20 protein-coding genes are annotated in these 24320 nt (G+C 70.1%); 6 read left to right on the top strand and 14 right to left on the bottom strand.

Going from position 1 to position 24320, the window contains the following annotated elements; genetic code table 11:
* Positions 1 to 21 precede the first annotated feature (21 nt).
* Positions 22 to 1854: an FAD-dependent oxidoreductase gene (locus tag AC1Q87_RS19725; protein WP_492610534.1), complete on the bottom strand. Its 1833-nt coding sequence runs from the start codon at positions 1852 to 1854 to the stop codon at positions 22 to 24.
* Between the two features lie 139 nt (positions 1855 to 1993).
* On the opposite strand from AC1Q87_RS19725, the gene AC1Q87_RS19720 reads away from it, so the two are divergent.
* Positions 1994 to 2485, top strand: a complete 492-nt coding sequence (locus AC1Q87_RS19720; RefSeq protein WP_492610533.1) for a winged helix-turn-helix transcriptional regulator — start codon at positions 1994 to 1996, stop codon at positions 2483 to 2485.
* Between the two features lie 5 nt (positions 2486 to 2490).
* Here the strand turns inward: AC1Q87_RS19720 and AC1Q87_RS19715 are convergent, their stop codons facing one another.
* Positions 2491 to 3357, bottom strand: a complete 867-nt coding sequence (locus AC1Q87_RS19715; protein ID WP_492610532.1) for an AraC family transcriptional regulator — start codon at positions 3355 to 3357, stop codon at positions 2491 to 2493.
* Between the two features lie 151 nt (positions 3358 to 3508).
* Here AC1Q87_RS19715 and AC1Q87_RS19710 point away from each other — a divergent pair, with 151 nt between their 5' ends.
* The gene (locus AC1Q87_RS19710) at positions 3509 to 4246 is read left to right on the top strand and encodes a PEP-CTERM sorting domain-containing protein (protein WP_492610531.1); all 738 of its coding nucleotides are present in this window, start codon (positions 3509 to 3511) and stop codon (positions 4244 to 4246) included.
* Between the two features lie 53 nt (positions 4247 to 4299).
* Here the strand turns inward: AC1Q87_RS19710 and AC1Q87_RS19705 are convergent, their stop codons facing one another.
* From AC1Q87_RS19705 to AC1Q87_RS19685, 5 genes are read right to left on the bottom strand one after another with little or no spacing between them, the layout of a single operon-like run.
* Positions 4300 to 4779 (bottom strand): DUF4440 domain-containing protein, encoded by a 480-nt coding sequence (locus tag AC1Q87_RS19705; protein ID WP_492610530.1) that lies wholly within the window; start codon positions 4777 to 4779, stop codon positions 4300 to 4302.
* Entirely contained in the window at positions 4776 to 5522 is a 747-nt protein-coding gene (locus AC1Q87_RS19700) for a carbon-nitrogen hydrolase family protein (protein ID WP_492610529.1), read from the bottom strand. Before AC1Q87_RS19700 ends, AC1Q87_RS19705 begins: the two co-directional genes overlap by 4 nt.
* A complete protein-coding gene (locus AC1Q87_RS19695) occupies positions 5519 to 6298 on the bottom strand; it encodes a 3-keto-disaccharide hydrolase (protein WP_492610528.1) in 780 nt (259 codons plus the stop codon). Before AC1Q87_RS19695 ends, AC1Q87_RS19700 begins: the two co-directional genes overlap by 4 nt.
* Positions 6299 to 6300: 2 nt before the next feature.
* A complete protein-coding gene (locus AC1Q87_RS19690; RefSeq protein ID WP_492610527.1) occupies positions 6301 to 7167 on the bottom strand; it encodes a GDSL-type esterase/lipase family protein in 867 nt (288 codons plus the stop codon).
* Complete coding sequence (locus tag AC1Q87_RS19685; protein WP_492610526.1) at positions 7164 to 7766, bottom strand: TetR/AcrR family transcriptional regulator; 603 nt, start codon at positions 7764 to 7766, stop codon at positions 7164 to 7166. The genes AC1Q87_RS19690 and AC1Q87_RS19685 overlap by 4 nt, the downstream gene beginning before the upstream one ends.
* A 303-nt stretch (positions 7767 to 8069) precedes the next feature.
* Between AC1Q87_RS19685 and AC1Q87_RS19680 the strand changes: the two genes are divergently transcribed.
* Together AC1Q87_RS19680 and AC1Q87_RS19675 are read left to right on the top strand one after the other, a co-directional pair.
* A complete protein-coding gene (locus AC1Q87_RS19680; RefSeq protein ID WP_492610525.1) occupies positions 8070 to 10400 on the top strand; it encodes a TonB-dependent receptor in 2331 nt (776 codons plus the stop codon).
* Positions 10401 to 10579: 179 nt separating this feature from the next.
* Positions 10580 to 12733, top strand: coding sequence for a beta-N-acetylhexosaminidase (locus AC1Q87_RS19675; protein ID WP_492610524.1), 2154 nt, complete (start codon positions 10580 to 10582; stop codon positions 12731 to 12733).
* Here the strand turns inward: AC1Q87_RS19675 and AC1Q87_RS19670 are convergent.
* Positions 12730 to 13488: a class I SAM-dependent methyltransferase gene (locus AC1Q87_RS19670; RefSeq protein ID WP_492610523.1), complete on the bottom strand. Its 759-nt coding sequence runs from the start codon at positions 13486 to 13488 to the stop codon at positions 12730 to 12732. The two genes, AC1Q87_RS19675 and AC1Q87_RS19670, sit on opposite strands and share 4 nt — an antisense overlap.
* Before the next feature lie 89 nt (positions 13489 to 13577).
* On the opposite strand from AC1Q87_RS19670, the gene AC1Q87_RS19665 reads away from it, so the two are divergent.
* Positions 13578 to 13853, top strand: a complete 276-nt coding sequence (locus AC1Q87_RS19665) for a hypothetical protein (RefSeq protein ID WP_492610522.1) — start codon at positions 13578 to 13580, stop codon at positions 13851 to 13853.
* Positions 13854 to 13921: 68 nt separating this feature from the next.
* Here AC1Q87_RS19665 and AC1Q87_RS19660 read toward each other — a convergent pair whose 3' ends face one another.
* Both AC1Q87_RS19660 and AC1Q87_RS19655 read right to left on the bottom strand, forming a co-directional pair.
* Complete coding sequence (locus AC1Q87_RS19660) at positions 13922 to 15949, bottom strand: amidohydrolase family protein (RefSeq protein ID WP_492610521.1); 2028 nt, start codon at positions 15947 to 15949, stop codon at positions 13922 to 13924.
* A 105-nt stretch (positions 15950 to 16054) separates the two neighbouring features.
* Entirely contained in the window at positions 16055 to 17530 is a 1476-nt protein-coding gene (locus AC1Q87_RS19655; RefSeq protein WP_492610520.1) for a S10 family peptidase, read from the bottom strand.
* Between the two features lie 335 nt (positions 17531 to 17865).
* On the opposite strand from AC1Q87_RS19655, the gene AC1Q87_RS19650 reads away from it, so the two are divergent.
* Positions 17866 to 19353 (top strand): S10 family peptidase, encoded by a 1488-nt coding sequence (locus AC1Q87_RS19650; protein ID WP_492610519.1) that lies wholly within the window; start codon positions 17866 to 17868, stop codon positions 19351 to 19353.
* A 15-nt stretch (positions 19354 to 19368) separates the two neighbouring features.
* Here AC1Q87_RS19650 and AC1Q87_RS19645 read toward each other — a convergent pair whose 3' ends face one another.
* From AC1Q87_RS19645 to AC1Q87_RS19630, 4 genes are read right to left on the bottom strand one after another with little or no spacing between them, the layout of a single operon-like run.
* Positions 19369 to 21057 carry a M61 family metallopeptidase gene (locus tag AC1Q87_RS19645; protein WP_492610518.1) on the bottom strand — a complete coding sequence of 563 codons (1689 nt, stop codon included), beginning with the start codon at positions 21055 to 21057 and terminating at the stop codon, positions 19369 to 19371.
* Positions 21057 to 22007 (bottom strand): ornithine cyclodeaminase family protein, encoded by a 951-nt coding sequence (locus AC1Q87_RS19640; RefSeq protein ID WP_492610517.1) that lies wholly within the window; start codon positions 22005 to 22007, stop codon positions 21057 to 21059. Before AC1Q87_RS19640 ends, AC1Q87_RS19645 begins: the two co-directional genes overlap by 1 nt.
* Entirely contained in the window at positions 22007 to 23314 is a 1308-nt protein-coding gene (locus AC1Q87_RS19635; protein WP_492610516.1) for an APC family permease, read from the bottom strand. The genes AC1Q87_RS19640 and AC1Q87_RS19635 overlap by 1 nt, the downstream gene beginning before the upstream one ends.
* Positions 23311 to 24288: an ornithine cyclodeaminase family protein gene (locus AC1Q87_RS19630; RefSeq protein WP_492610515.1), complete on the bottom strand. Its 978-nt coding sequence runs from the start codon at positions 24286 to 24288 to the stop codon at positions 23311 to 23313. The genes AC1Q87_RS19635 and AC1Q87_RS19630 overlap by 4 nt, the downstream gene beginning before the upstream one ends.
* Between the last annotated feature and the right edge of the window lie 32 nt (positions 24289 to 24320).

The following is a 24320-nucleotide window of genomic DNA, read 5'->3' as shown; positions in this document are numbered from 1 at the left end:
ATGAGCGGTGTTGGGCGGGCCCTACCCCGGCACGGCCACGAACCGCCCGCCGGGCGCATGCTCGTGGCCGTTCAGCCGGTCGACCAGCCCGATCAGCTCGTCCAGGCGGTCGTCATAGAGCCCGCGCGGCGTGGTCCCGTGTTCGTTGCAGAGGAACGCCGCCGCTGCGACGGCCACCCCGTGCTGCGCCCCGTTGCCCATCAGCTTCACCGACGAGCCGGCCACATGGGTGACGCTGATTTGCTTGCCGGCCATCAGCAGGTTCTCGATGTTCGCCGAGTACAGGCAGCGGAACGGGATGCCGTAGGGCTGCTGGTCGCGCACATCCATGATCCAGTCCTTCAGGCGGAAGTCGTACTTCCCCTCCCCCGGCTTCCACGCGCAGTGGATGCAGAAGAACCCGTCGTTCGAGACCAGCATGTCGTTGTAGCGGGTGTGGTCGCGGATATCGTTCTCGGTCAGCACGTGGTCGCCGCGATAGCGCCGGAACTCGCCCTGGGCGGCGACGAACGCCATCCAGTCGAACTCCAGGTTGGCGTACTGCTCGGGATCGGCGTTCTTGACGTTCGAGAACGTCCCGTAGAGCGCCCGCATCAGGTAGTCGCGCACCAACTCGCCCGAGGTGTAGGGGTCCAGCCACTGGCCGTACTCCCAATAGTGGGTGGCCGGGAACTGCATCATCCAGGCCTGGCTCGGATCGGCGCTGAACTGGAAGGTCGCGTTGTCGGGATTGGCGTTCGGCCCGGCTCCGTTCTCCTGGCCCGGCTGGGTCAGCTGGCCGCTCAGATTGGCGTAGTCCTTCGAGATCTCGGTCGCCCACGGCACGTCCGGGAACGGAACCGGCTGGTCGGCCATCTTCGTGCGGAAGAACAGCGTGTTGCCGTGGTGCATGTCGTCGGCGACTTCCGGCGCATAGGCCTCGTCGTATTCCGAGCGCGCTTCGCGGCCGAACAGGGTGTGCGCCCCGGCCAGCACGCCCAGCATCGCCACCCCGCTGGCGTCGATGAACATCTTGCCCCGGAAGCGGGTCTCCGCCCCGCCCTTGGCCTGCACGGCGTCGACCGAGGCGATCTGGTCGCCGACCCGCTCGGCGGCGATGATCCGGTGCTCCAGGAACACGCTGGCGGTCGGCTCGGCCTGCAGAAGCGACAGCGCCGCCAGGTCGCCGTCGGGCGTGCGCTGCGCCAGCTCCAGCAGCAGCTTGCCCTGCGTGCCGCGCGGCATCAGCCCGATCTCCTTGCTGGCGTTGCCGCCCAGCACCGGACGGTCGTGGATCAGCGCCACCTTCTGCCCCAGCCGCGCCGCGGTCAGCGCCGCCGCGCAGCCGGCCACCCCGCCGCCGACCACCACCACGTCATACGCGCCGCCGTCGGCGGGATCGGCCGGCAGCCCGCGCATCGCCTTGCGCCAGGCCCGGCCCGCCGCGCCCGCCTCGTTGGGCGGGATCGCCCCGTCGCGGCCGAGGAAGATCGCATCGCAGCGCCCGTCGAAGCCGGTCAGGTCATGCAGCGCCAGCTTCGCCTCGCCCTTGGCCAGCGCCACCTTGCCGGCCGACCGCCAGGCCCAGGCCTCGCCATCGGCCCCGAACTCGGTCTCCAGCCGCGCCCCGTCGATCGACAGCGCGAAGCGCCCGGGCCCGTGCGGCGCCGCCCAGTCGCGCGTGCGCACCCACACCTCGTACTCGCCGGCCTTCCCTACGTCGATGCTGGTCGTCGCGTCGCCAACCGGCTTGCCCAGCCCGTGGGCCAGCAGATAGGGCGAGCCCATCTGCGCCTCGAACTGGGAGTCCAGCACCCAGCCGCCGTGGTCGGCGAAGTCCTCCGCCTCGATCAGGATTCCCGACGACTGGCCCACGGTTCCGCTCCCTCGTTCTGCCGGGCGCGCTTGCTGGCGCCTCGGCGATTCCTCGGGCGCCATCTGTTAGTATGATAATCATAGTGTCAATCGCCTATGATCTTCATAGCGACGTGACTAGAGTGGGAACGAGACAGGAGTGCGCGCGCTGCAACACCACACCCTCTGCCCGATCGCCCGCTCGACCGATCTGATGGGCGATCGCTGGTCGCTGCTGGTCATCCGCGAGCTGTTCATGGGCCTGTCGCGCTTCCACGATCTCCAGGCCCAGACCGGCGCGACGCCGCAGCTGCTGACCGCCCGCCTCAAGCGCCTGCAGGCCGACGGCCTGGTCGAGCGCCAGGCCTATTCCCAGCGGCCGCTGCGCTACGAGTACCGGCTGACCGAGATGGGCCGCGACCTGATGCCCGTGGTCCTGGCGCTGCGCGCCTGGGGCGAGAAGTGGTGCAAGACCCCGGACGAAGGCCTCGCCGTGCGCATGTTCCACCGCGCCTGCAACACCGAGCTCGACCTGGACTACCACTGCCCCAAGTGCGCGCTCACCGTCCCCTGGGCCGACACCCAACCCTGGCCGAACCCGGCCTATATCGAAGAACGTCAGCAGCGCGCCGCCGACTTCGGCCGCGCCTGACCGCCTCAGGCCTGCCCGTGCAGGCCCTGCAACGGCTGGCCGATCACCGCGCGGCGGCTCTCGGCGGCGCGGCGCAGCACCTCGCGCGGCAGGTTGTAGTAGGCGCTCGGCGTCATCCCCATGAAGGCGCGGAACTCGCGGGTGAAGTGCGCCTGATCGACATAGCCCTCGTCGAGCAGGGTGTTCAGCGGGCGGTCCAACTGACCGCCGATCTGCTCCAGGGTGCGCAGGAACCGTTGACGGCGCAGCAGCCGCTTGGGCGCAAAGCCGAACACCCGGCGGCACAGCCGGTCGAGCGTCCGGGTCGAGACCCCGGCCTGACCGGCGAACAGCGCGGTGCTGCCGATGTCGCCGGTGAACAGCGCATTGGCCGCCCGCTGCACCGCCGGATCGACGATGGGCGCGGCCGCCGCGCGGGCCTCCAGCCGCGCGTCCAACGCCGCGACCCGCGCCGCGTCGTCGGCATGGGCGAGCAGGTCGGCCAGCATCTGCCCTGCCGCCTCGCCCCACAGCTCGCCGAAGTCCACCGCGGCGTTGGCGTAGGGCTCGGCGCTCTCGCCGATCAGCCGGCTCCAGCCCAGCGGCGTCAGCCCGAAGCCGATCACCAGCCCGCCGTCCGTGCGGATGGTCCCGGTGCGGTCGGTCGGGCCCCATAGCCCGGCCGGGGCCGAAAACCACGGTGCGTCCTCGCTCAGCCGCCAGGTCCAGTCGCCGGCGATGACGAAGCGCACGTTCGCCCATTCGGGATGCAGGTGATCAAGGTGCGCGCCCGGCGGCACGTCGACAAAGTAATAGGCGGTGATCAGGCCGCGCAGGCTCGCGGCCGGCGGATAGAACCGGACCTGCGGCGCGGATGACTGGGGTTCTTCCATGAGGTCCGCCCGACTGGTCATGGCGGAGCTTAGGCGCCGATTGATCCCCATTCAACGCCGCCTGCGCCGATTGGCGAATTTCTACAAAGTGCTCGCGACGCTCGCTCCTAGAACAAGCTCAACCGGACGAACCGTTCAGGAGCAAATCACCTTGTCCTTCAAGTATCTGGCCGCCATCGCCGCGGCATTGGTCCCGGCGGGACCTGCTCTCGCCGCCAACCTTCTCGTCAACGGCGGGTTCGAAGAAACCCCGACCCAGCCGTTCTACTATGACAGCTACGCGCCCGGCGGGCATATCCAGCATTACCCCGCCCCGGCCGTCGCCGCCCAGTACGTGCCCGGCTGGGTGCTCGGCGATCCGACCGTCTCCGACCTCTATCGGGCCCCGGTCGTCTACTCGCTGGTCCCGGCCTCGGCCGCCGAGGGCTCGCAGTTCCTGTCGCTGAACTGGTCGCCGCTGGGCGGCGTCACCCTGTTCAACTCGATCTCCCAGGACTTCGTGCTCGGCGCCGGCGCCACCGGCTTCGACTTCGCGATCGCCATGGGCGTGGAGTCGGGCTTCGACGGCTCGATCCTGCAGGTCCAGATCCTCGACGCCGGTCAGAACGTGGTCGCCCAGTCGGGCCTCTTCACCCACGAAGGCGGCAATCGCACCTGGTCGCAGAAGACCTGGAGCGCCTCGCTCGCGCCGGGCGCCTACACCCTGCGGCTCAACGGAACCGGAAACGGCAACGCCTGGGACGTACTGCTCGACGACGTGCGGCTGGAGCAGGTCACAGGCCTCGCCTCCGGCGTCCCCGAACCCTCCAGCTGGGCGCTGATGATCGTCGGCTTCCTCGGCGCCGGCGTCGGCCTGCGCCGCGCGCGGGGGCTCACGGCGACGGCTTAGCGCGCTTGTCGGCATCCCCTCATCGCCCGGCGCGAGCGAGGGGATGTCGACGGCTACCAGCTCTCCGTGGCTTCAATCGCGCCGTTCAAGGTCAGCTTGGTCGAGTAGTCCGGCGAGCGCTCGAGCCTGACGATCGCGCCGCCCCGAATGACGATCGCTTCGGTGCGATAGGACGGGAAGCACTCCATCGCCATCGGCGTGCAGTTGCGGACCTTCAGCATCACCAACACCTTGGCCGACCGCGACCCGGGCTCGGGCGAGCCGACGACCTGCAGGACTTCGGTGCTGCGCCCGGCATGGAACTCCCGCGCCACGCCGCTCAGCCACTGCGGCTTGTCGAGGACCACGCCCGCACCAGTCACGATCTGCGCGTCCGCCGCCAGCAACGCGCCATAGGCGGCCAGGTCGTTGTCCGCCGTCGCCTGGATGAACGCCTTGCTGACCTTCAGCGCCTCCAGCGACGGCGGTATCGGCGGAACCGCCAAGGCCGGCCCGGCCAAGGCGAACGCTGCGATGATCAGCCAGCTTCTCATGCCCCTCTCCCTCCCGGCGTCGTCGGCAGGTCGAAGACCAGCAGCCCCGGCGCGTCCAGCGGCAGCTGCGCGGCCGCCTCGCCGTCCGGCCCCAGCACCGCGGTCGGGCCCCAGCCGACGCGCCCGTCCCGCTCGCCGGTCACGTCGGCCGACATGAGCCACAGGCCGGTCTCCCGGCAGCGCTCGCCGCGCACCGCATTGTGCCTGTCGCGCCATTCGACCGCCGCCGGCCTCGGCAGCATGTTGTTGGCCGGGCACAGCAGCAGCGCGGCGCCCTGGGCCGCCACGTCCGCCGCCGCCTGCGCGAAGTTGGTGTCGAAGCAGATGTTGATCCCGAAGCGCAGGCCCTCGACCTCGAAGGTCGCGGCGCCCTCGCCGGGTCGGAAGCAGCGCTCGCGCCCCAGCAGGTGGCGCTTGCGATAGCGCCCGACCAGCGCCCGGCGATGGATCACGGCCGCGGTGTTGTAGAGGTCCTCGCCCTCGGCCTCGATCAGGCCGACGACGATCATCGGCCCCTCCTCCGGCAGCGCCGCCAGCAGCTGCGCGAACCGCGGCCCGGTCAGGTCCAACGCCGCCCGCCGGGCCCCGTCGGGATCGGTCAGGTAGCCCTGGAGAAAGCCCTCCGGGAAACACAGCAGCGCCGCCCCCTGGGCGCGCGCCTGCTCCACGACCTCCAGCAGATAGGCGAACGCCGCCGGGACATCGTCGATGAACTCCGGCGTCTGGGCGGCGGCGATCTTCACCCCGCGGGCGCCAGTTCCCGCACCCAGATGTTGCGGAAGCTGATCGGCTCGCTGGGATCGCGGTGGGCCTGCAGCTTGATCGGCGACTTGCCGTGGGCCTTGTACTTGGGCTGGCCGATGAACACCGTCTCGCCGGTCAGCTCGACATTGTCCTGCACCAGCACGCCGTTGTGCAGCAGCGTGACCCGCGCCGGCTTCACCAGCGCCCCGTCGGCGCCGAACACCGGCGCGCGCCAGATGACGTCGTAGGTCTGCCACTCGCCCGGCTTGCGCATGGCGTTGGCCAGCGGCGGACGCTGTTTGTAGATGCTGCCGGCCTGGCCGTTGACGTAGGTCGGGTTCTGGTAGGAATCGAGAATCTGTATCTCGTAGCCGGCGTCGCCGCCGCCGGTGGACGCCAGGAAGAGGCCGCCGTTGCCGCGCGCCTGGCCCTCGCCGGTGATATTCGCCGGGACCCGCCACTCGATATGCAGCTGATAGTCGCCGAAGCTCTGCTTGGTCTCGATGTTGCCGGCCGCCTTGTTCACGGTCAGCACGCCGCCTTCCACCGTCCAGCCGGCCGGCGACTTGTCCTTGGTCGCCACCCAGTGCGACAGGTCCTTGCCGTCGAACAGCACCAGCGCGTCGGCCGGCGCCGCGCCCGGTTGCGCGCCCGGCGCGACCACCGGCGGTACAGGCGTCCAGACTTCGGTGTCCTTGGGCAACAATTGCGCTCCGCAGGCTGTCCCCACCGACAGCGCGGCCAGCGCGGTCAGCGCCGCGAACCTTATCTTCATGGCTAGCGTCCTCCCAGCCCGGTCTTTCTTGGACCGCGCCGCCGCGCCTCGTCCAGCGCCGCCTGCGCGATCGGGGCCATCACGCCGTAGCCGGCGCGGTTGGGGTGCACGAAGTCCTTGCTGAAGGCTGGGCGCATCGCCCCCGTCTCGGTCGCCATCGCGGCGTGGTAGTCGGCGAACGCGTAGCCGCGCTCCGCCGCGAACGCCTTCAGCCAACCGTTCAGCTCGGCGATCTGCGCCGCCGGCTTCAGCTCGCCGCGCCACAGGAAGCGGTCGGCTGGCGGGATCGCGCCGATGACCACGGCGATGCCGTTCGCATCAGCAATGTCGGCCATCGCTCTGATATTGTTCTTGAAATCCTCGGGACGATTGGGCCCCAGATTGCCCGCCACGTCGTTGGTGCCGGCCAGGATGTGCACGACCTTGGGCTTCAGCGCGACGACGTCGGCGTTGAACCGCAGCAGCATCTGGGCGCTGGTCTGGCCGCTGATCCCGCGGTCCAGCCGCGCGGCGCTGAAGAAGCCCGGATCGGCGACCATCCAGAGTTCGGTGATCGAGTCGCCCATGAACACCGCCTCGACGCCCTTCCCGGCCGCCGCGTTGTCGGCCCGATAGCGGCAGAGGTCGGCCCAGTCGCGGGCCGCCTGCTCGGCCTTGGCCTTCTCGGACGCCGCCCCGCGGGCCGGGTCCATCAGCTTGGCCAGCAGCGCCGGCGGGAACGGCGCGTCGGCGACCAGCGCCTCGGACATCTCCTTGCCCAGCGCGTCGGGCGCGGCCGGCGGCGGGCACGGATCGGCGACCATGCCGACCGGCGCGGCCTGCGCGGCCCCGGCGGCCAGCAGGCCGAGCGCGACGATCAGGCCTCTCATGACTTCCCCCCATGCAGCGTTTCCATCAGCCGCCGCAGCAGCAGGATCGACTCGCGCACGTCGCCGACGTCGGGCTCCAGCACCTGCGAGATCGACAGCCCGCGCACCGCCCAGACGATCAGGCGCATCTCCGCCGGCGGGGCCAGGTAGTCGGCGTCGAACCACTTGATCAGCCGCCGCCGCGACTCCTTGGAGATCCGCGCCAGCACCGGCGCCAGACGGGCGCTCATCGCCGGATCGCTGCGCGAGCCCTGCAGGATCTCCAGCACCGCCACCCCGGCCGGCCGGCTCAGCGTCTCCCAGACCGCTTCGGGGATGGCCAGCACCCGCTCCTTCGGGTCGGCGATGGCCCCGAACCGGGCGTCGTAGAGGTCCATCTCCTCCTCGAACGCCGCCTCCACCACCGCCAGCATCAGGTCGGCGCGGGTCGGGAACTGGTGCAGCATCGCCCCGCGGCTGCCCGACCGCTGGGCCACCAGCGAGGTCGTGGTCGCCGCGTAGCCGACGGTGTGCAGGCAGTCGACCGCCGTCGCCAGCACCTTGCTCCGCGTCCGCGCGGTGCGCTCGGCCTGGGTCATGCGGCGTGGACGTTCGCTCATCGGGTCTCGTGATTCTGGGAGGCTCGGCCGCACTATCCGCGCACGGCCCCTCCCTCGGCAAGGCTTCGGGGCTCACTTACATGCAGTATTGACCGGATGTAAGTTCGCAGCTTAGGTTTGCGCCGGCTCCGGGGCATCGGGTCGGGTTTTCCAAGACAGCGCCGCCTGCGCGGCCGCACGTCCCAGTACAGCGACGTCGTCGCCGTCCCTGCGCGCCTGCGTTCGGCCAGCGATGATAACGATTACAGAAGAACACCGGACGGCCGGCTCGGCCGCCGACAAGAACGAATACGGGGAGAAAACATGTTCATCACTGCACGCCGCGCCCTGATGGCGTCCTCTGCGCTCGCCCTGATGGCCTCGCCGGCCGCGGCGCAATCCAACGACGGCCTGCTGGCCGAACTCGTCGTCACCGCCCAGAAGCGGGCCGAGAACGTCCAGGACATCCCCAAGCCGGTCCAGGTGGTCGGCGCCGGCGAGCTGGCCCAGAACAACGTCACCGAGATCGCCGACCTCAAGAAGCTGGTCCCCTCGATCTCCGGCACCGGCCTGTCGATCCGCGGCGTCGCCACCTCGGCCTCCAACATCGGGGCCGAGAACAAGGTCGGCGTCACCCTCGACGACGTGCCCCAGCCCTCGCGCGCCACCCTGGCCAACAACCTTATCGACATCGAGCGGGTCGAGGTGCTGCCCGGCCCGCAGGGCACGCTGTCGGGGCGCAACGCGACCGGCGGCCTGATCAACCTGGTCACCCGCTCCCCGTCCAGCACCTGGACCGGCTTCGGCACGGCCATGGTCACCGACGACGGCGAGCGCCAGTTCGGCGCCTTCGTCTCCGGGCCGATCAACGACTGGGCGGCCTTCAGCCTCTCGGCCTATTCGCGCCACACCAAGGGCGTGCTGACCAACCTCACCACCGGCACCGACACCTATTCGGAAGTGAACGGCCTCCGCGGCAAGCTGGAGCTGACCCCGACCGAGGACCTCACCGTCACGATCACCGGCTTTCACCAGCAGCGCAACGCGGTGGAACAGGGCCTGGGCGCGCTGATCCTCGGCTACGCGTCGGTCCCGACCTCGCAGATCTTCACGCCCTACGACTTCAACTTCCCCAAGCGGCCCTACTCGGAGCTGCGCCCCGCCCCGCTCTCCTTCGACCTCGACGGCTTCGTCTCGCCGCGCGACTCCAAGAGCCGCACCATGGACGACGGCGGCGTGCTGCGCCTCGACTACGACCTCGGCCCCGCGACCCTGACCTCGATCACCTCGTTCCTGCGCGAGACCAATCCGGCCACCACCGACCTGACCGCCTCGACCCTGGTCAACATGGCCATGCGGCCTGACTTCGACGGCTTCGCGCACATCTACAACAAGACCAAGTACGTGACCCAGGAGGTGCGCCTGACCTCCAGCGGCGAGGGCCCGCTGCAGTACGTGGCCGGCGCGTTCTACTCGAACACCGAGAACACCTACGACTACACCCGCTTCCTGCTGCCGGTGGACTGGCATCGGGTGTTCGGCCAGGAGGCCTTCGCGGTGTTCGGCCACGCCTCCTACGACATCACCGACAAGCTCACCGTCATGGGCGGCCTGCGCTACGAGAAGGACAAGGTCGACTACACCTGGGTGTTCAACCCGATCGAGGCGACCAGCCGGCGGCTGGAGAACGGCATCACCATCCCGTTCCCGAAGATCAACGACCTGGTCGTCTCCAAGGGCGACGACAGCGGCGACTACGTGAACTACGACGCCTCGGTCCAGTATCACCTGACCGACAACGTCATGGCCTACATCACCTACGGCAAGGCCTCGCAGGGCCCGGTCTACGACGCCGAGGACAACACCGTGGCCATGGTCGGCACGCTCAAGACCCTCGATCCGGAAAAGGTGAAGGCGGTCGAGGCGGGCCTGAAGACCGAGTGGTTCGACCGGCGCATGACGCTGAACGTCAACTACTTCGACAGCCGCTACGAGAACTACCAGCTGCAGACGATCCTCTACGACGCCACCCAGGCCAACACGATCCCGGTGCTCAAGCTCGCCTCGGTGGGCGAGGTCCGCACCCACGGGGTCGAGCTCTCGGCCGCCGCCGTCGTCACCGACGACTTCCGCCTCAACGCGGCGGTCTCCTACACGGACGCCAAGATCGAATCCTTCCCCTACGCCCCCTGCTACACGAACCAGACCGCCGCCCAGGGCTGCGAAACCATCGTGGTGCCGGGCGAGACCGTGGCGCGTCCGGTCCAGCGCGACCTGGCCGGCAGCCAGCTGGCCAGCGCCCCGGAATGGCGAGGCACGGTCAGCGGCTCGTACACGTTCCGCGAGGTGCTCGGCGACTACGACATCGTGCTGAACGGCACGGTCCGCGCCCAGAGCAAGTCCAACACCGACCTGCTGGGCGACCCGGCCAAGAACCTCGCCGCCACCACCTTCGTCGACGCCGGGGTCAGCTTCACCAACGGGACCTACAAGCTCGACCTGCTGGCCAACAACATCTTCGAGGAAAGCGCCGAGACCTACGGCACCACGCTGGGGATCTTCCTGCCGCCGGCCGGCACGGTGATCCGCACCCGCACCGGCATCAGCCGCGACAACACCCGCTACTTCGGGGTCCGCTTCACCGCCAACTACTAGGGCGCGTTCCGCAAAAGTGGATCCGGTTTTGCGATCGGAATGCGCTCCACTCAAAAGTCCCAGAACGCGGCGCGGCGGGCTTCCCCCCGCCTCGTCGTCCTTGGTCCGGATCTGTCCCGGACCGCCTGGCGGCGGCTGCTCCCTGCGCCGCCGCCAGGATGCTTTCATCGGAGGCCGCCATGCCGATCCGTCCCGCCGCCCTCGCCGCCGCCTGCGGGCTCGCCCTGCTGGCCGCCGGGCCCGCCGCCGCCGTCTCGCTGACCCCGCTGCCGCAGTCGGTGACCGAACACGAAGGCGCCCTGCCGGTCGCCGGCCGCTTCGCCGTCACCTGGACCGGCTGCCGCGAGCCGATGCTCGAACGCGCCGTCGAGCGCTTCCAGCGCGACCTCGGCCGCCTCACCGGCGTCGAGACCTTCGCCGCCGCCGGCCCCGCCCTCGAGATCAGCTGCGCCGCGTCCGATCCCGGCGCCCTCACCCTGCAGGCCCGCGAAGGCTACCGCCTGCAGGTCGCGCCGCGCGGCGTGGCGTTGCAGGCCGACGGTCCGGTCGGCGTGCTGCGGGGTCTGGCCACCCTGCGCCAGCTGCTCGAGACCGACGCCGACGGCGCGGCCTCCCTGCCCCTGGTCGCCATCGACGACAAGCCGCGATTCGCCTGGCGCGGGGTGATGATCGACACCGCCCGCCACTTCATGAGCGTCGAGACGATCAAGCGCCAGATCGACGCCATGGAGCAGGTCAAGCTCAACGTCCTGCACCTGCACCTCAGCGACAACGAGGCTTTCCGCGTCGAGAGCCGCCGCTATCCGCGCTTGCACGAGGTCGCCGGCCACGGCCAGTTCTACACCCAGGCTGAGATCCGCGACCTGATCGCCTACGCCGCCGACCGCGGCGTGCGCGTGGTGCCCGAGTTCGACGTGCCCGGCCACGCGCGGGCCATGACGCTGGCCTATCCCGAACTCGCCTCCAATCCGGCCGGCGCGCCCGCCGCCGGTCTCCAGGTGCTGAACCCGGCCAAGCCGGAGACCTACCGCTTCGTCGAGCGGCTGTTCGACGAGATGGCCGGCCTCTTCCCCGACGCCTACTTCCACATCGGCGGCGACGAGGTTCCGGACGAGGCCTGGGGCGGCGATCCTGGCGTCGAGGCGCTGAAGACCGCCGAGGGGCTCAAGACCAAAGCCGAGGTCGAGGCTCATTTCCACCGCCGCATCCACCAGGCCCTGACCCGCCGCGGCAAGATCGTCGTCGGCTGGGAGGAGATCATCGATACCGGGACCCTGCCGCGCGACATCGTCGTCCAGGCCTGGCGCACCTCAAACGCCACCAGCCGCGCCACCGCCCTTGGACACAGGACCATCGTCTCGGCCGGCTACTATCTCGACCTCCTGAACACCGGTGAGTTCCACTACGGCTTCGACCCGCTCGACACGTCCGCCGCCGGCATGAGCCCGGCCGACGCCGAGGCCGCCCGCAAGCTGCACCCGCTGGTCGGACGCTTCGTCACCGACGGCGTCATCGTCCAGCCGATGGCCCCGCTGACGCCGCAGCAGGAAGCCCTGGTGATCGGCGGCGAAGCCCCGATCTGGGCCGAGCTGATCAGCGACGAGATGCTCGACAACCGCCTCTGGCCGCGCGCCGCCGTGCTGGCCGAGCGCTTCTGGTCCCCGCGCGAGGCGCGCGACGTCCCGGACATGTACGCCCGCCTCGCCGTCCAGCAGGACCGCCTGCGCCGCACCGGCCTGCAGGACCAGGCCGCCCGCGCCCGCATGGCCTCGCGCCTGGCGTCCGGCGCGTCGGAACCGCTGATGGTCTTCCTCGACCTGGTCGGCCCGGTTCGGCACATGGCCCACGACAAGCGCGTCCCCGCCGCCATCGCCGGCAAGAAGATCGTCCAGCACCTGACCGCCATGGCCGACGCGGCCCCCGTTGACAGCCTCGTCGCCCGCGCCTTCGTCGCCCGGGCCGAGCGCGCCGCCGCCGGCGATGCTGCGGCCCGCGCCGCCGTGCGCGCCGACTTCGCGGTCTGGAGCGCCAACCACGGACGCCTCGTCGCCGTCGCCGCAGATCACCCCGCCGTCCGCGAGGCCGTCCCGATCTCGGCCGACATCGCCGAGATGGCCGCCGTCGGAACCGCGGCCCTCGACGCCCTGGAAGCCGGCAGGCCGCTGGCCCCCGACGTCGCCGCCCGCGCCAAGGCCGTCCTCGACCGCGCCGACGGCTTCGAGGCCGCCTCGGCCCGGCCGATCTTCTCGTTCTTCGGCAAGCGCCCGCCCGCCGACCTGCTGATCATGGTCACCCCGGGCGTCCGCCGCCTGGTCCAGGCGGCGGGGGGCTAAACCTTCCGATAGGCGAACATCGCCGTCTCGTACGGAAACGCCGCCCGCTCGCCCGCCAGCTCCGGCGTGCGGGCGATCAGGTCGCGGACCTGCTGCTCCACCGCTTCGCGCTGCGCCGGCGGCAGGGCGGCGATGAAGCTGACCGACAGGGTCCGCTTGACCACCACCTGCTCGGCGGCTCCCACGTGGTCGTTGCGCGCGTGCCGCTCGCCGACGAACTCGAAGCCCGGCGCCGGAAAGACCTCGCGCCAGGCGCCAGTGCGGTATCGCGGCGTGTCGCCCTCCCACGGGTCGGTGATCGTCGTGAGCTCGGCGACCCAGGGAACGCTTTCGTCGCGGACGTTCCAGATCAGCCCCAGCACGCCGCCCGGCTTCAGCACCCGGCGCATCTCCGCCACCGCCGCCGGCGTCGCGAACCAATGGAAAGCCTGGGCGCAGACCACCGCATCGACCGCGCCGTCCGGCAGCGGGATCGCCTCGGCCGTCCCGGCCAGCGCCTCGACGTGCGGAAACGCCGCCGTCAGCTGCTCGCGCATCGCCGCCACCGGCTCCAGCGCCACGATCTCGCCGCCGCAGCTGGCCAGCAGCGGCAGGAACTTCCCCGTGCCCGCGCCCACCTCCAGCGCCCGGCGCCCCGGCCCGACCTTCAGAACCTCGACCAGCCACGCGGCCGCTTCCGGCGGATAGCCCGGCCGCCCGGCCACATAGTCCTTGGCCCCGCCCGTATAGCCCTCGGTGCTCTTATGGATCGCCACGGCTCGCCCTCGCTCATGTCGCAGGGAAACGCGTCTTTGCGCCTCGTGGCTGCGGGTCTAGACTTGCCGTCAGCCTAGGAAAAGAAGCCATGAGTGACGCTGTCGGCCCTGGCGATCTCGTTCTCTGCGTCAACGCCGCCCCCAACCATGTCACCGGACGCCCCGTGCCGCTCCAGGCGGGCGAGACCTACCGCGTGCTCGGGGTGATGGAGTTCGCCTGCCCCTGCGGCCGCTCCGACGCCCTGCTCGACGTCGGCGTCGACTACGCCTGGTGCCAGACCCGCTTCCGCCTGCTCCCCAAGCCGAAAGCCCAGGCCAAGACCCGCAAGGTGTCCGCGCCGAAGGAGACGGAGGAGGTCCGCTAGCGGTCCCAGCTGGGCGGCTCAGGCGCGCCCGTCCAGATGCTCCCCCTCTGGGGGAGCATCTCGCAGCCCTACTTCGCCACGCTGACCGGCGGCGGGGCGCTGAACGGCTTGACGTTCAGGTGCTCGTAGATCTCGGCCGGGTAGTAGGCGACGCCGCCGCGCATGGTCATGCGGATCTTGCGCACGTTGCTGATGTCGGCGGTCGGGTCGCCTTCGATCAGGAAGAAGTCGGCCAGCTTGCCGCGCTCGATCGAGCCCAGCTGGTGGTCGCGCCCGAAGTACTTTTCGCTATCCAGCGTCGCCAGCCGCAGCGTCTTGCCCGGCGAGATGCCGGCCTGCACGTAGATCTCCAGCTCGCGCAGCAGCGAGAAGCCGGTGCCGTCGTCGGTGCCCGGCAGCAGCTGGATGCCGCGGTCGTCGAGCAGCTTCAGGGTCTCCAGCACCTTGGCGTAGCCGGCGTGGTAGTCGGCGTCCTGCTGCGGGCTGGCGATGGTCACGAAGTTGCGCTTGCGGTAGCGCTGATAGCCGACCGGCACATGGTCGATATAGGGCGCGTCGCCCGCCTGCACCTGGCCCGACCGCGACAGCATCAGCCGCTCGAGGATCATCGCCGTGGTGTCCAGCGCCACGCCCTTCTCCTTCATCAGGGCGATCGTCGCCTGCACGTTCGGCGCGTTCAGGTCCAGGTCCTTGGCCCGCGCCATGCCGGTCAGCCGCAGCGGCGTGCGGGTGTCTTCCTTGGGATCGAGAATCCAGCCCAGCATCAGCTGGTTGATGTGGGCGATGTCGTTGTAGCCGTCCTTGATCACCCGGTCGGGGCTCGAGAACGCCGGCACGTGGCCGGTCACGCCCATGCCCAGGCGGTGCGCCTCGGCGGCGATCGGCGCCACCCAGTCGGGGTTCATCGAGTTGTAGATCTTGATCTGCCAGTAGCCGTGGTCAGCGTACCAGCGCACGTCCTTCAGCGCCCCTTCCAGGCTGTCGGCGATGAAGCCGTGGCGGGCCGAATAGGGGCTGCGCCCTTCGAGGAAGCCGTTGCGGACGATGCGCGGCCCGGCCAGCTTGCCGGTCTCCAGCCCGTCGATCCAGCCCAGCAGTTCTTCGTTGTAGTTGCCCTGGTCGCGCACCGCCGTGACCCCGGCCGCCAGGTTGAACAGGTTCGACTGCAGCGTGGTGTGCGAGTGCATGTCGTGCAGGCCGGGCACCAGCGTGCCGCCCTGCCCGTCGATCACCGTCTCGCCCTTGGGGACCGGACGGCCGGCGTCCTCCGGCTCGACGCTGGTGATCTGGTCCTTGTAGATCGTGACGGTCGACAGGCCGCCGACGGTCATGGTCTTGGGATCGAACACCTTGACGTTGCGGATCCGCACCGGCGTGTCGAATCGGTGGGCCAGCTTGGCCTGCGCCTCGACCGCTTCCTGCAGGTCGACCTCGCGGCTCACCTTCTGCAGCTGCGGAATGTTCGCCTCCGCGCCCTCGCGGATCAGCCCGCCGTCCAGCGTCCCGAACAGCTCGCCCTTCTTGTCGATCAGCACATAGCTCGGCGACAGGTCGATGCCCGACAGCTCGTAGACCGTGACCGGAACCGCCGCCTTGCCCTCGCCGAGGGTCAGCTTGCGCACTTCCTTCAGCCGCATCTCGCCCGACGGCGCCAGCGGCAGGGTGTTGTTCGGCGCCTTCAGCAGCGCCTTCACATAGACGCCCAGCATCCACGGGCTGGCGTCGTTGGCGGCGTAGAGGATCGGCTTGGCGGCGGCGACCTGGCCCTTATCGGCCTGGCTGGTCCATTCGGCCTTGCCCGGCGTCCAGGCGAAGCGCTCCTGCACCGGGCTGCCGAACAGCGACGAGCCGTCGATCGACCAACTCACCGGCACGCCCGAAGCGTCCAGCTCGATCGCCTCCTTGGCCTTGGGGCCGCGGCCGTTGTTGCTGACCGCATAGTCGACGCTGACCTTGCGGCCCTGCACGTCGGCGGTCAGGTGGCCGACCTTCTCGCCGTTGGCGATGACCACGAAGTTCTGCACCTGCGCAGCGGCCGGGCCGGCGAGACCGGCGGCCAGCGCCAGGGCGAGAAACGAGACGCGAGCTGAAGACATCAACTGAACTGTCCTTGAATTCGTCCTTCTCCCCTTGCGGGAGAAGGTGGCAGGCGAAGCCTGACGGATGAGGGGTCTAGGCCGCGCGGTCGAACGCTGCGGTCGTCACGGCGCGACGAACTTGCGCACCGCCGCGCTCAGCGCCGCGTGGTTGCCGGGGTCGGTGAACACCGAGTGGCCGCCGTCGAAATAGGCCGCGGTCAACCGCTCGCCCGGCACACCGGCCTGGTCGAGGGCGTAGCGCGCGCCGTACGGCGGCGTGGTGACGTCGAAGTAGCCCGCCGCCCAGAACAGCCGCATCTTCGGGCTGGCCTGCATGGCCTTGCCGAGCAGGCCGTTGACGTCGGCCATGCCCTGGTGGTCCCAGGCCGAATTCACGTCGAGGTTCAGCGAGTTGTAGGTCTCGCTCGTGCGGAACTTCAGGGTGTCCTTGTAGTAGGACTCCAGCGCGGTCATGCCCTTGGCGACCTTCAGCGCCCCGGTCGGCGCCGGGCCCGGCGGCCGCGGCGCGGCGTAGTTCATGCCCGGATCGTCATAGGGCGGCCGCTTGGCCGGGGCGTCCAGCCGCGCGGTCGCCCGGCCGTCCAGCTGGCCGGTGCGCAGGCCCTGGTCCTTGAGCAGGTTGAACATGAAGTCCTCGCGGCTCAGCCGCAGGTCCTTGGCGAGGATGAATTCGGCCGGGAGCCCGATCAGCGCCGACATCTTCTCGGCGACCGCCCGCTTCTCGGCGGCCGGCAGGCTCGCGCCCTTGATCAGGGCGGTGACATAGGTCGTGCGGGCGAACTCGACCGCCTCGTCGTGCACCTGCTGCACGCTGCGCCCGGCCCGGTCGACCTTCTGGTGATACCAGGCCGTGGTCGCGAAGGTCGGCAGGGTGGTCACGAACGGCATCTCGCGCCCGGGCGGATAGCCGACCAGCGCGAACAGCAGCACCCCGTCGAGCTTCAGGTCGGCCCCGATGCCTGCGACCAGCGCCGCCCGCGTGGTGCCATAGCTCTGGCCGAGCATGTAGCGCGGCGAGGCCTCGCGGCCGTTGGCCTTCAGCCACTGGGCCATCACCGTCTTGACCGAGGCGGCGTCGCCGTCGCGGCTCCAGAACTGCTTGCCGTCGACGCCGGGCAGCGGTCGGCTGTAGCCGGTGCCGATCGGATCGATGAACACCAGGTCGACCGCGTCGAGGATGCTGTCGGGGTTGTCGACCATCAGCTGGTTCGGACCGTCCTCGGTCCGCTTCTTGGGCCCGAACGCCCCGAAGTGCAGCGGCGTGGTCGAGGCCCCCGGCCCGCCGTTGAACAGGAACAGCACCGGCCGTTCGGCGGGCGCGACGCCCTCGCGCACATAGGCGGTGGTGACCAGCGATCCGGTCGGCGCGCCGGCCGCGTCGGTCAGGATGGTCTCGGCGACGATGGCCTTGTAGGCGACCTTCTGGCCGTTGAAGGTCCCGGCGTGCTTGGTCACGGCCACGACCGGCGCGCGCGCGGCGCTCGCGGCCGCCGGCTCGGCGCTCGCGACGGCGGTTCCGCCGACGCTGATCGCGGTCAGGCAGGCTCCCAGGAGCATGGCCCGCAGGCTGGCGCGCATATCCGTTCCCCCGATGATCTCGACATAGGATAGCCGTACCGCGCAGAATATCTTTTCGAACTGTCGGGCCCGGACCCTTGGCCGCACATAGGCTAGTCAGGTTCCTGCAAGGGCGCCGAATAGCTTATGCCGCTGTGCCGATAGCTGCCGACAGCCCATGGCAGCGTTGAATAGCTTGATTGCCCGCCCCCATTCGCTCGCATGGACCATGCACAGCCGACCTCGCGCTCTGCATAAAGCCCCCGCCCCGGCGCGGCGCCCGTGCGAACATCGGCAAGATAATGCGACGTGCGCCGCCTAACCTGCCGCTAGATCCGCCATCGGAGCCCGTCAAAGTGCCGCTGAAGCCCGCCGCCCTCGCCCTCCTCCTTCTCTGCGCCGGCGCCCCGCAGGCCTACGCCCAGGCCGCGCCCGTCCCGGCCGCCGCGCCGGCGGCCGAGAGCTTCGTCACCCGCCACACCGGGACCTTCAACGGCCAGAAGGTGAAGTACGTCGCTACGGTCGGCGAGACGGTGCTGCGCAACGCCGCCGGCGAGCCGACCATCCGTTTCGTGACCACGTCCTATGTGCGTGAAGGCTTGAAGGATCAGGGCTCGCGGCCGGTGATCTTCCTGTTCAACGGCGGCCCCAGCTCGGCCTCGGCCTGGCTGCACATGGGCGCCTTCGGCCCGCGCCGGATCGCCCCGCCGCAGGACGTGACCGCCGAGGTTCCCAAGCCCTACAAGGTGATCGACAACGCCTACTCGCTGCTCGACGTCGCCGACCTCGTGTTCGTCGATCCGGCCGAGACCGGCTTCACCCGCGTCCAGCCGGCCGGCAAGCGCGCCGACTTCTACCAGGTCGACGGCGACGCCAAGTCGGTCTCCGGCTTCGTCGAGGCCTGGCTCAAGGCCAACGGCCGCGAGACCTCCCCGAAGTACGTCCTGGGCGAAAGCTACGGCACGATCCGCGCCGCGGTGATGGCCGGCCAGTTGGCCAAGACCACGCCCCTCGACGGCGTGATCCTGATGGGCCAGGCGGTGAATATGATCGAGACCAGCCAGCGCCCCGGCAACGCGGTCTCGTTCGCGACCAACATCACCGCCCTGGCCGCCGTCGCCGCCTATCACGGCCGCGCCGACACCGGCGGCAAGACCGTTCCGGCCTTCGTCGACGACGCCTATGCCTTTGGAATGAACGAATATCTCCCCGCCCTGACCAAGGGCCAGGACCTGCCGGCGGCCGAGCGCCAGGCCATCGCCCGCAAGCTCCAGGCCTTCACCGGCATCAGCGCCGACTACTACCTGACCCACGACCTGATCATCTCCAAGGTCGACTTCGTGAGCGAGCTGCTCAAGGACAAGGGCCAGGTGCTGGGGATGTACGACGCCCGCTACGCCGGGCCCGCCGCCGCGCCCGGCGGGCGCGCCACCGACCCGTTCGGCAAGGTCTCAGACATGGTCAAGCCGAGCCTCGACGCCTACATGGCCGGCGAGCTGAAGGTGACGTGGCCGATGGCCGAGTACCGCTCCTTCGCGCCCGAGACCCTCGGCTGGGGCTGGTCGCCCACCAGCGGCATCGGCGGACCGTTCAACGACTTTGATTATCAAAGCAATTTCGGCCAGGCGCTGAAGGCCAACCCGAAGTTCCGGCTGATGATCGGCACCGGCTACTACGACACCACGACCACCATCGGCCCGGCCCGCTACCTGAAATCCCACGGCGCCCTGCCCGCCGACCGCGTGGTCCTGCACGACTACGAAGGCGGCCACATGGCCTATACCAACGAGGACGCCCTCAAGGCGTTCAGCACCGACGTGCGGGCGTTCGTGACGGGGCGCTAAGCGCCCCGCTCTCCGTCAGCGACCACACGCCGTGTCCGGCACGCCGGGCACGCGCTTCCACTGATAGATCTCGACCTCTTCGGCCCGCGGCAAGTAGCTGATCGGGAAGGTCTTTCCGTCCCGCGTCACCTGCAGGGTCAGCTGCTTTTCCGGATCGCCCTGCAGGGCGTCCAGCGCTTGGCCGTAGGTCACCACATCGCCGTTGCGCAGGCCGGCCTTGGCCGCCTCGCTGCCCGGCTGCAGGTCGCGGATCGTCTTGACGTCGCCGACCAGCGACTTGGGCTCGAAGCCCAGTTCGAAGCGGCGGACCTTGTCGGTCGTGCGCGTGAAGCAGGGCCCGAAGCCGTCGGCCTCCGGCAGCATCAGCCCCCCCGCCACCATCGCCGCGTGGGTCTTGGCCCCCGCCGCGCCGAGCTCCTTGTCCAGCAGCGCCAGCCAGTCGGCCTCGCCGGTCGTCTGGCCGCGACGCTCGCGCTCGACCATCTCGATGACGAGGTCGTCGACCGAGCGGTTGCCGCCCGAAGCCTTGCGGATCTGGCCGTCCAGCACCGCGAAGTACATCGCCCCTCGGTCATAGGGCAGCACGCGCACGCGGGAGTCCTCCCAGAAGCGCGGGGCGATCTGGTCGTTGGGCGTGTCGTTCAGCGGATTGGAGTAGTAGCGCCGCGCGGTCTCGTTGATGTCGGCCAGATAGTCGTCCGGCGTGATCAGCCCGGCGCGCAGCGGCAGAAGCGCTTGATAGAAAACCGCATTTCCTTCGCCGAACCACTGACCGGGACCGTCCACCGCCGTCCAGGTGTGGATCATCTCGTGGGCCAAGGTGCCCTTCAGCGCCTCGCCCGATCCGGTCTTGCCGTAGGTCGTCAGGAACGAGTTGGTCAGCGCCGCCCCGCCCCCGGCGTTGATCGGGTTGTAGCGCAGGAAGACGCGATACGGCGGCTCGCTGGGATCGCGGAAGAACTTGATCATCCAGCTATGCAGCTGCTGGGTCCAGTCCATGACCGGACCCGGCTGGAACGGCGGCGTCCCCAGCCAGACCGCCGAGAACCCGCCCTTCGGGACTTGCGGATAGCGGTGCATCGGCCCAGCCATGAACACCGTCGACATCAGCCGTCCGGCCGGCCCGACGCCCAGCGAGACGTCGCCGTCGCCATAGCTCGAGGTCGCCGCCGATCCCGGCAGCCGCGACAGGTCCCAGCGCAGGCTGACGTCGTAGGCCTGCTGGCCCTCGGGGATCAGGATGAAGGTGTTGCCCACCCCCGACAGTCCACCGCCCTCGGTGCGCAGCTGGTAGGGCGGCCCTGCGCCGCGCTTGGGCGGGGTGTTGTCGATCGGCGCGCGGTAGCTGACCGTCAGGTCGCCCTTCACCGCCCGACCCGGAACCCAGTGGCGCGCATAGGCGATGGCGACCGGATCGTCTTTGAAGCTCAGCGGAACTTCGCCCGCCGCATCGACGGCGCGCAGGTTCTGCAGGGTCGTGGCGACGGTGGCGGTGTTGGCGATCACCACCGGCAGGGTCAGCAGCGGCTGGCCGGCGGGCGCGTCCAGGCCCGACAGTTTCAGCGTGACGTCCAGATGCCCCTGCTCGGCGTCGGCGGCCAGCGGGCCCGGGGTCAGCGTCACCTCGAACCGCTGCTGCGCCTGGGCCATCGTGGCGAGGCTCGCCGAGGCGAGCAGCGCGGCGGCGAAAACGGCCTTACGCATCAAGTAGTCTCCGAAGTCTTGTAGAGCGCCCCGGCGCTGGCGAGGTCCTGCACGACGTGGCCGAGGGACTTGTAGATCGTCACCTGGAACGGGTTCTGCCGCCCTTCGAGCTGGCCGGCGAACACCTGGCCGATTTCGCCGACCACATGGGCGTCGTCGATCAGGCCGGCCTCCTTGGCCTTGAGGAACTCCGCCCCCTGGGCCAGCACCCCGTCGCGGCTGTCGGCGATGAAGCGGGCGCGCACGACCAGTTCGTCGTCGATCTCGATCGGGCCGGCATAGCTCGACCCGACCACGTTGACGTGGGTCCCCGGCGCGACCCACGCGCCCTTGAGGATCGGTTCCTTGGCGGCGCTGACCGTACAGATGATCTCGGCCTCGCCGACCGCGTCCTTGGCCTCGGCGAAGGCGGTCGTCGGGACGCCTAGTTCCTCGCCGATGCTCGCCGCGAACGCCTGCGCGCGGTCCAGCGAACGGCCCCAGACGCTGATCTGCTCCAGCGGCCGCACCTTGGCGATGGCGCGCGCGTGGGTCGCGGCCTGCTCGCCGTAGCCCAGCAGGGCCAGCCGCCGCGCGTCCGGCCGCGCCAGGGCGTCGGTGGCCGCGGCGCTGGCGGCGGCGGTGCGGATCGCCGTCACCTCGCCGGCATGGACCACGCAGGCCGGCGCGCCGGTTTCCGGATCGAACAGCACGATCAGCCCCTGGTGCGACTGGCGGCCCTTGGCGAAGTTCTCGGGATAGACGCTGATGACCTTCGCCCCGAACGGCGCGTCATCGCCCATCGCGCCCGGCATCAGGCCGAACATCCGCCCTTCGGCCAGCGGGATGATCGAGCGCAGCAGTTGGCGCGTCTGGCCGGTCGAGAAGGCGATCATCGCCTCGCGCACGATCGGGACGGCGAGCTCGTAGGTCAGCCGCTGGGCGACTTCCTCGCGGTCGATGATCCGCATCAGGCCGCTGCCGCCCGCTGACGGCCCGACACCGCATAGTAGGCGACGCCGATCGCCGCCCAGACCGCCAGCGCCGCATAGGGCGTCCAGTCGGCCGAGAAGCCCAGCACCGCCACCACCAGCGCCGCGGCGCAGCCGGCATAGGCCCAGCCGACGGTCGCGCCCTTCGACAGCTTGAACCGCGCGCCCTCGTAGATGTCCGGATGCTTGCGCACCACCACGGTCGCGGCGATGCAGGTGGCGGCGTACTTCAGCAGCGTCGGGATGTTCACGGCCAGGAACAGGCTGGTCAGGTTCATGGGCGCCAGCAGGCCCAGGCACGTGGCGCCGAGGATCGTGGCCAGGGCGTAGTGCGGGGTGCCGTGCTTCTCGTGCACCTTGGCCAGGGCGGCCGGCAGCATGCCCTCGCGGGCCATGGCGAACAGGCTGCGCGAGAAGCCGAGGTAGAGGGAGTTGATCGACTTGGCGATGGCGATCACCGCCGCGCAGACGATCAGCGGCTTGGCGACCGGGCCCATGAACGGGGTCGCCGCGTCGAGCAGCGGGGTCTCGCTGGCGGCCAGCGCTTCGGGGCCGATCACGCCCATCGCGACCGCGCCGACCATCAGGTAGAGCACCACCGCCGTCAGGATCGACAGGCCGATCCCGAGCGGGATGGTCCTCTTGCTGTCCTTGACCTCGTCGCCGATCTCGGTCGCCGCCTCGATGCCGAAGAACAGGCCGATCAGCAGCGGGATCGCCGCCAGCATCCCCGCCGTGCCGTTGGGCAGGAACGGCTCGAACTGGGCGGCCTGCACGTGCGGCGCGCCCCAGGCGGAGAAGACGATGAACAGCACGACCAGCGCGCCCATCAAGATCACCTGCAGCCGCGCGGCCAGCCCGACGCCGAAGTAGTTGGCGAAGAAGAAGATCACGAAGGCCGCCAGCATGGTCGGCTTGGTCGGCAGCGGAATGACCATCGACAGATAGCGGACCATGACCAGCGCCAGGATCAGCATGGCCCCGACGTTGGAGACGATCCGCATCCAGGCGATCAGATAGCCGACGAACGGGTGCACGAACCTGCGCGACCACTCGAACGAGGCGCCCGAGGTCGGCAGGGCCGAGCCCATGAAGGCGTAGGTCATGGCGATGACGAACATCGGGACGGCGGCGACGACGACCGCCAGCAGCATGCCGGGCCCTGCGAGGGCCGTGGCCGGGGCGATGACCGAGAAGATGGCGACGCCGACGGCCGTGCCGAGGCCCAGGGCGACCACGGCCCAGAGGTCGACGCCCTTGTGCATGCGGGCGGTCTGATCGGTCATAGCGTCTTCCCGGTAGCGTCGTGATAGAGCCAGGCCGCCGCGGCCAGATCCTGGGCGGCGTGGCCGAGCGACTTGTAGAGGGTGATCTCGTCAGGCGACGTGCGGCCCGGCCGCGCACCGGCCAGCACCTGCCCGATCTCGGCGGCGATGTGCTCGTCGCCGACCAGGCCGGCGGCCTTGGCGCGCAGGAACTCCCCGCCATGCGCCAGCACGTGTTCGCGGTGGTCGACGACGAAGCGGCCGCCGGCGACGAGGTCCGCGGCGATCTCGGCCTGCGCCGGGCCGCTGGAGCCGACGACGTTGATGTGAGTTCCGGGGCCCACTTGGGCGGCCGACAGGATCGGATCGGCAGCGGCGGTCACCGTGCAGACGATGTCGGCCCCAGACAGCGCGTCGTCGAGCGGCGCGGCCAGCGCCTCGATCCCGAAGGAGGCGGCAAGCTCCGCGGCGAGCCCGCGCGCCTGCTCCTCGGAGCGGGCGCAGACGCGGATCTGGCGCAGGGCGCGGACCTTGGCGATCGCCTGGGCGTGGGCGGCGGCCTGTTTGCCGGCGCCCAGCAGGGTCAGGACGGCGGCGTCCGGGCGCGCCAGGGCGTCGGTGGCCACCGCGCTGGCCGCGGCGGTGCGGATGGCGGTGATCTCGCCGGCGTCGGCCAGGCAGACCGGCGCGCCGCTCTGCGGATCGAACAGCAGCACCACGCCCTCGTGGGCCTTGGCGCCGTCGGGACGCTTGAAGACGCTGACCAGCTTGGCGCCGAACACGCCGGCCTCGGACATCGCCGCCGGCATGATGGCGAAGGTCTTGCCCTCGCCCCAGGGCACGAAGCTGCGCAGCTGCTGGCGGACCCGCCCGTCGGAGAGCGCGATCATCGCCTCGCGGACCACCGGAATGGCCGCGTCGTAGCTCAGTCGGGCGCGGACGGCGGCGGCGTCCAGCACGATCAGGTCGCCGAGATCATCCTTCGCCAAGCTCATGTCCTTACGCCCCGAAATGCGTGACGGCGCCG

This window comes from Phenylobacterium sp. GW823-FHT02A09 (assembly GCF_058797775.1).
Note: the sequence above shows the minus strand (reverse complement) of the source record. Positions and strands in the feature narration are given on the sequence as shown.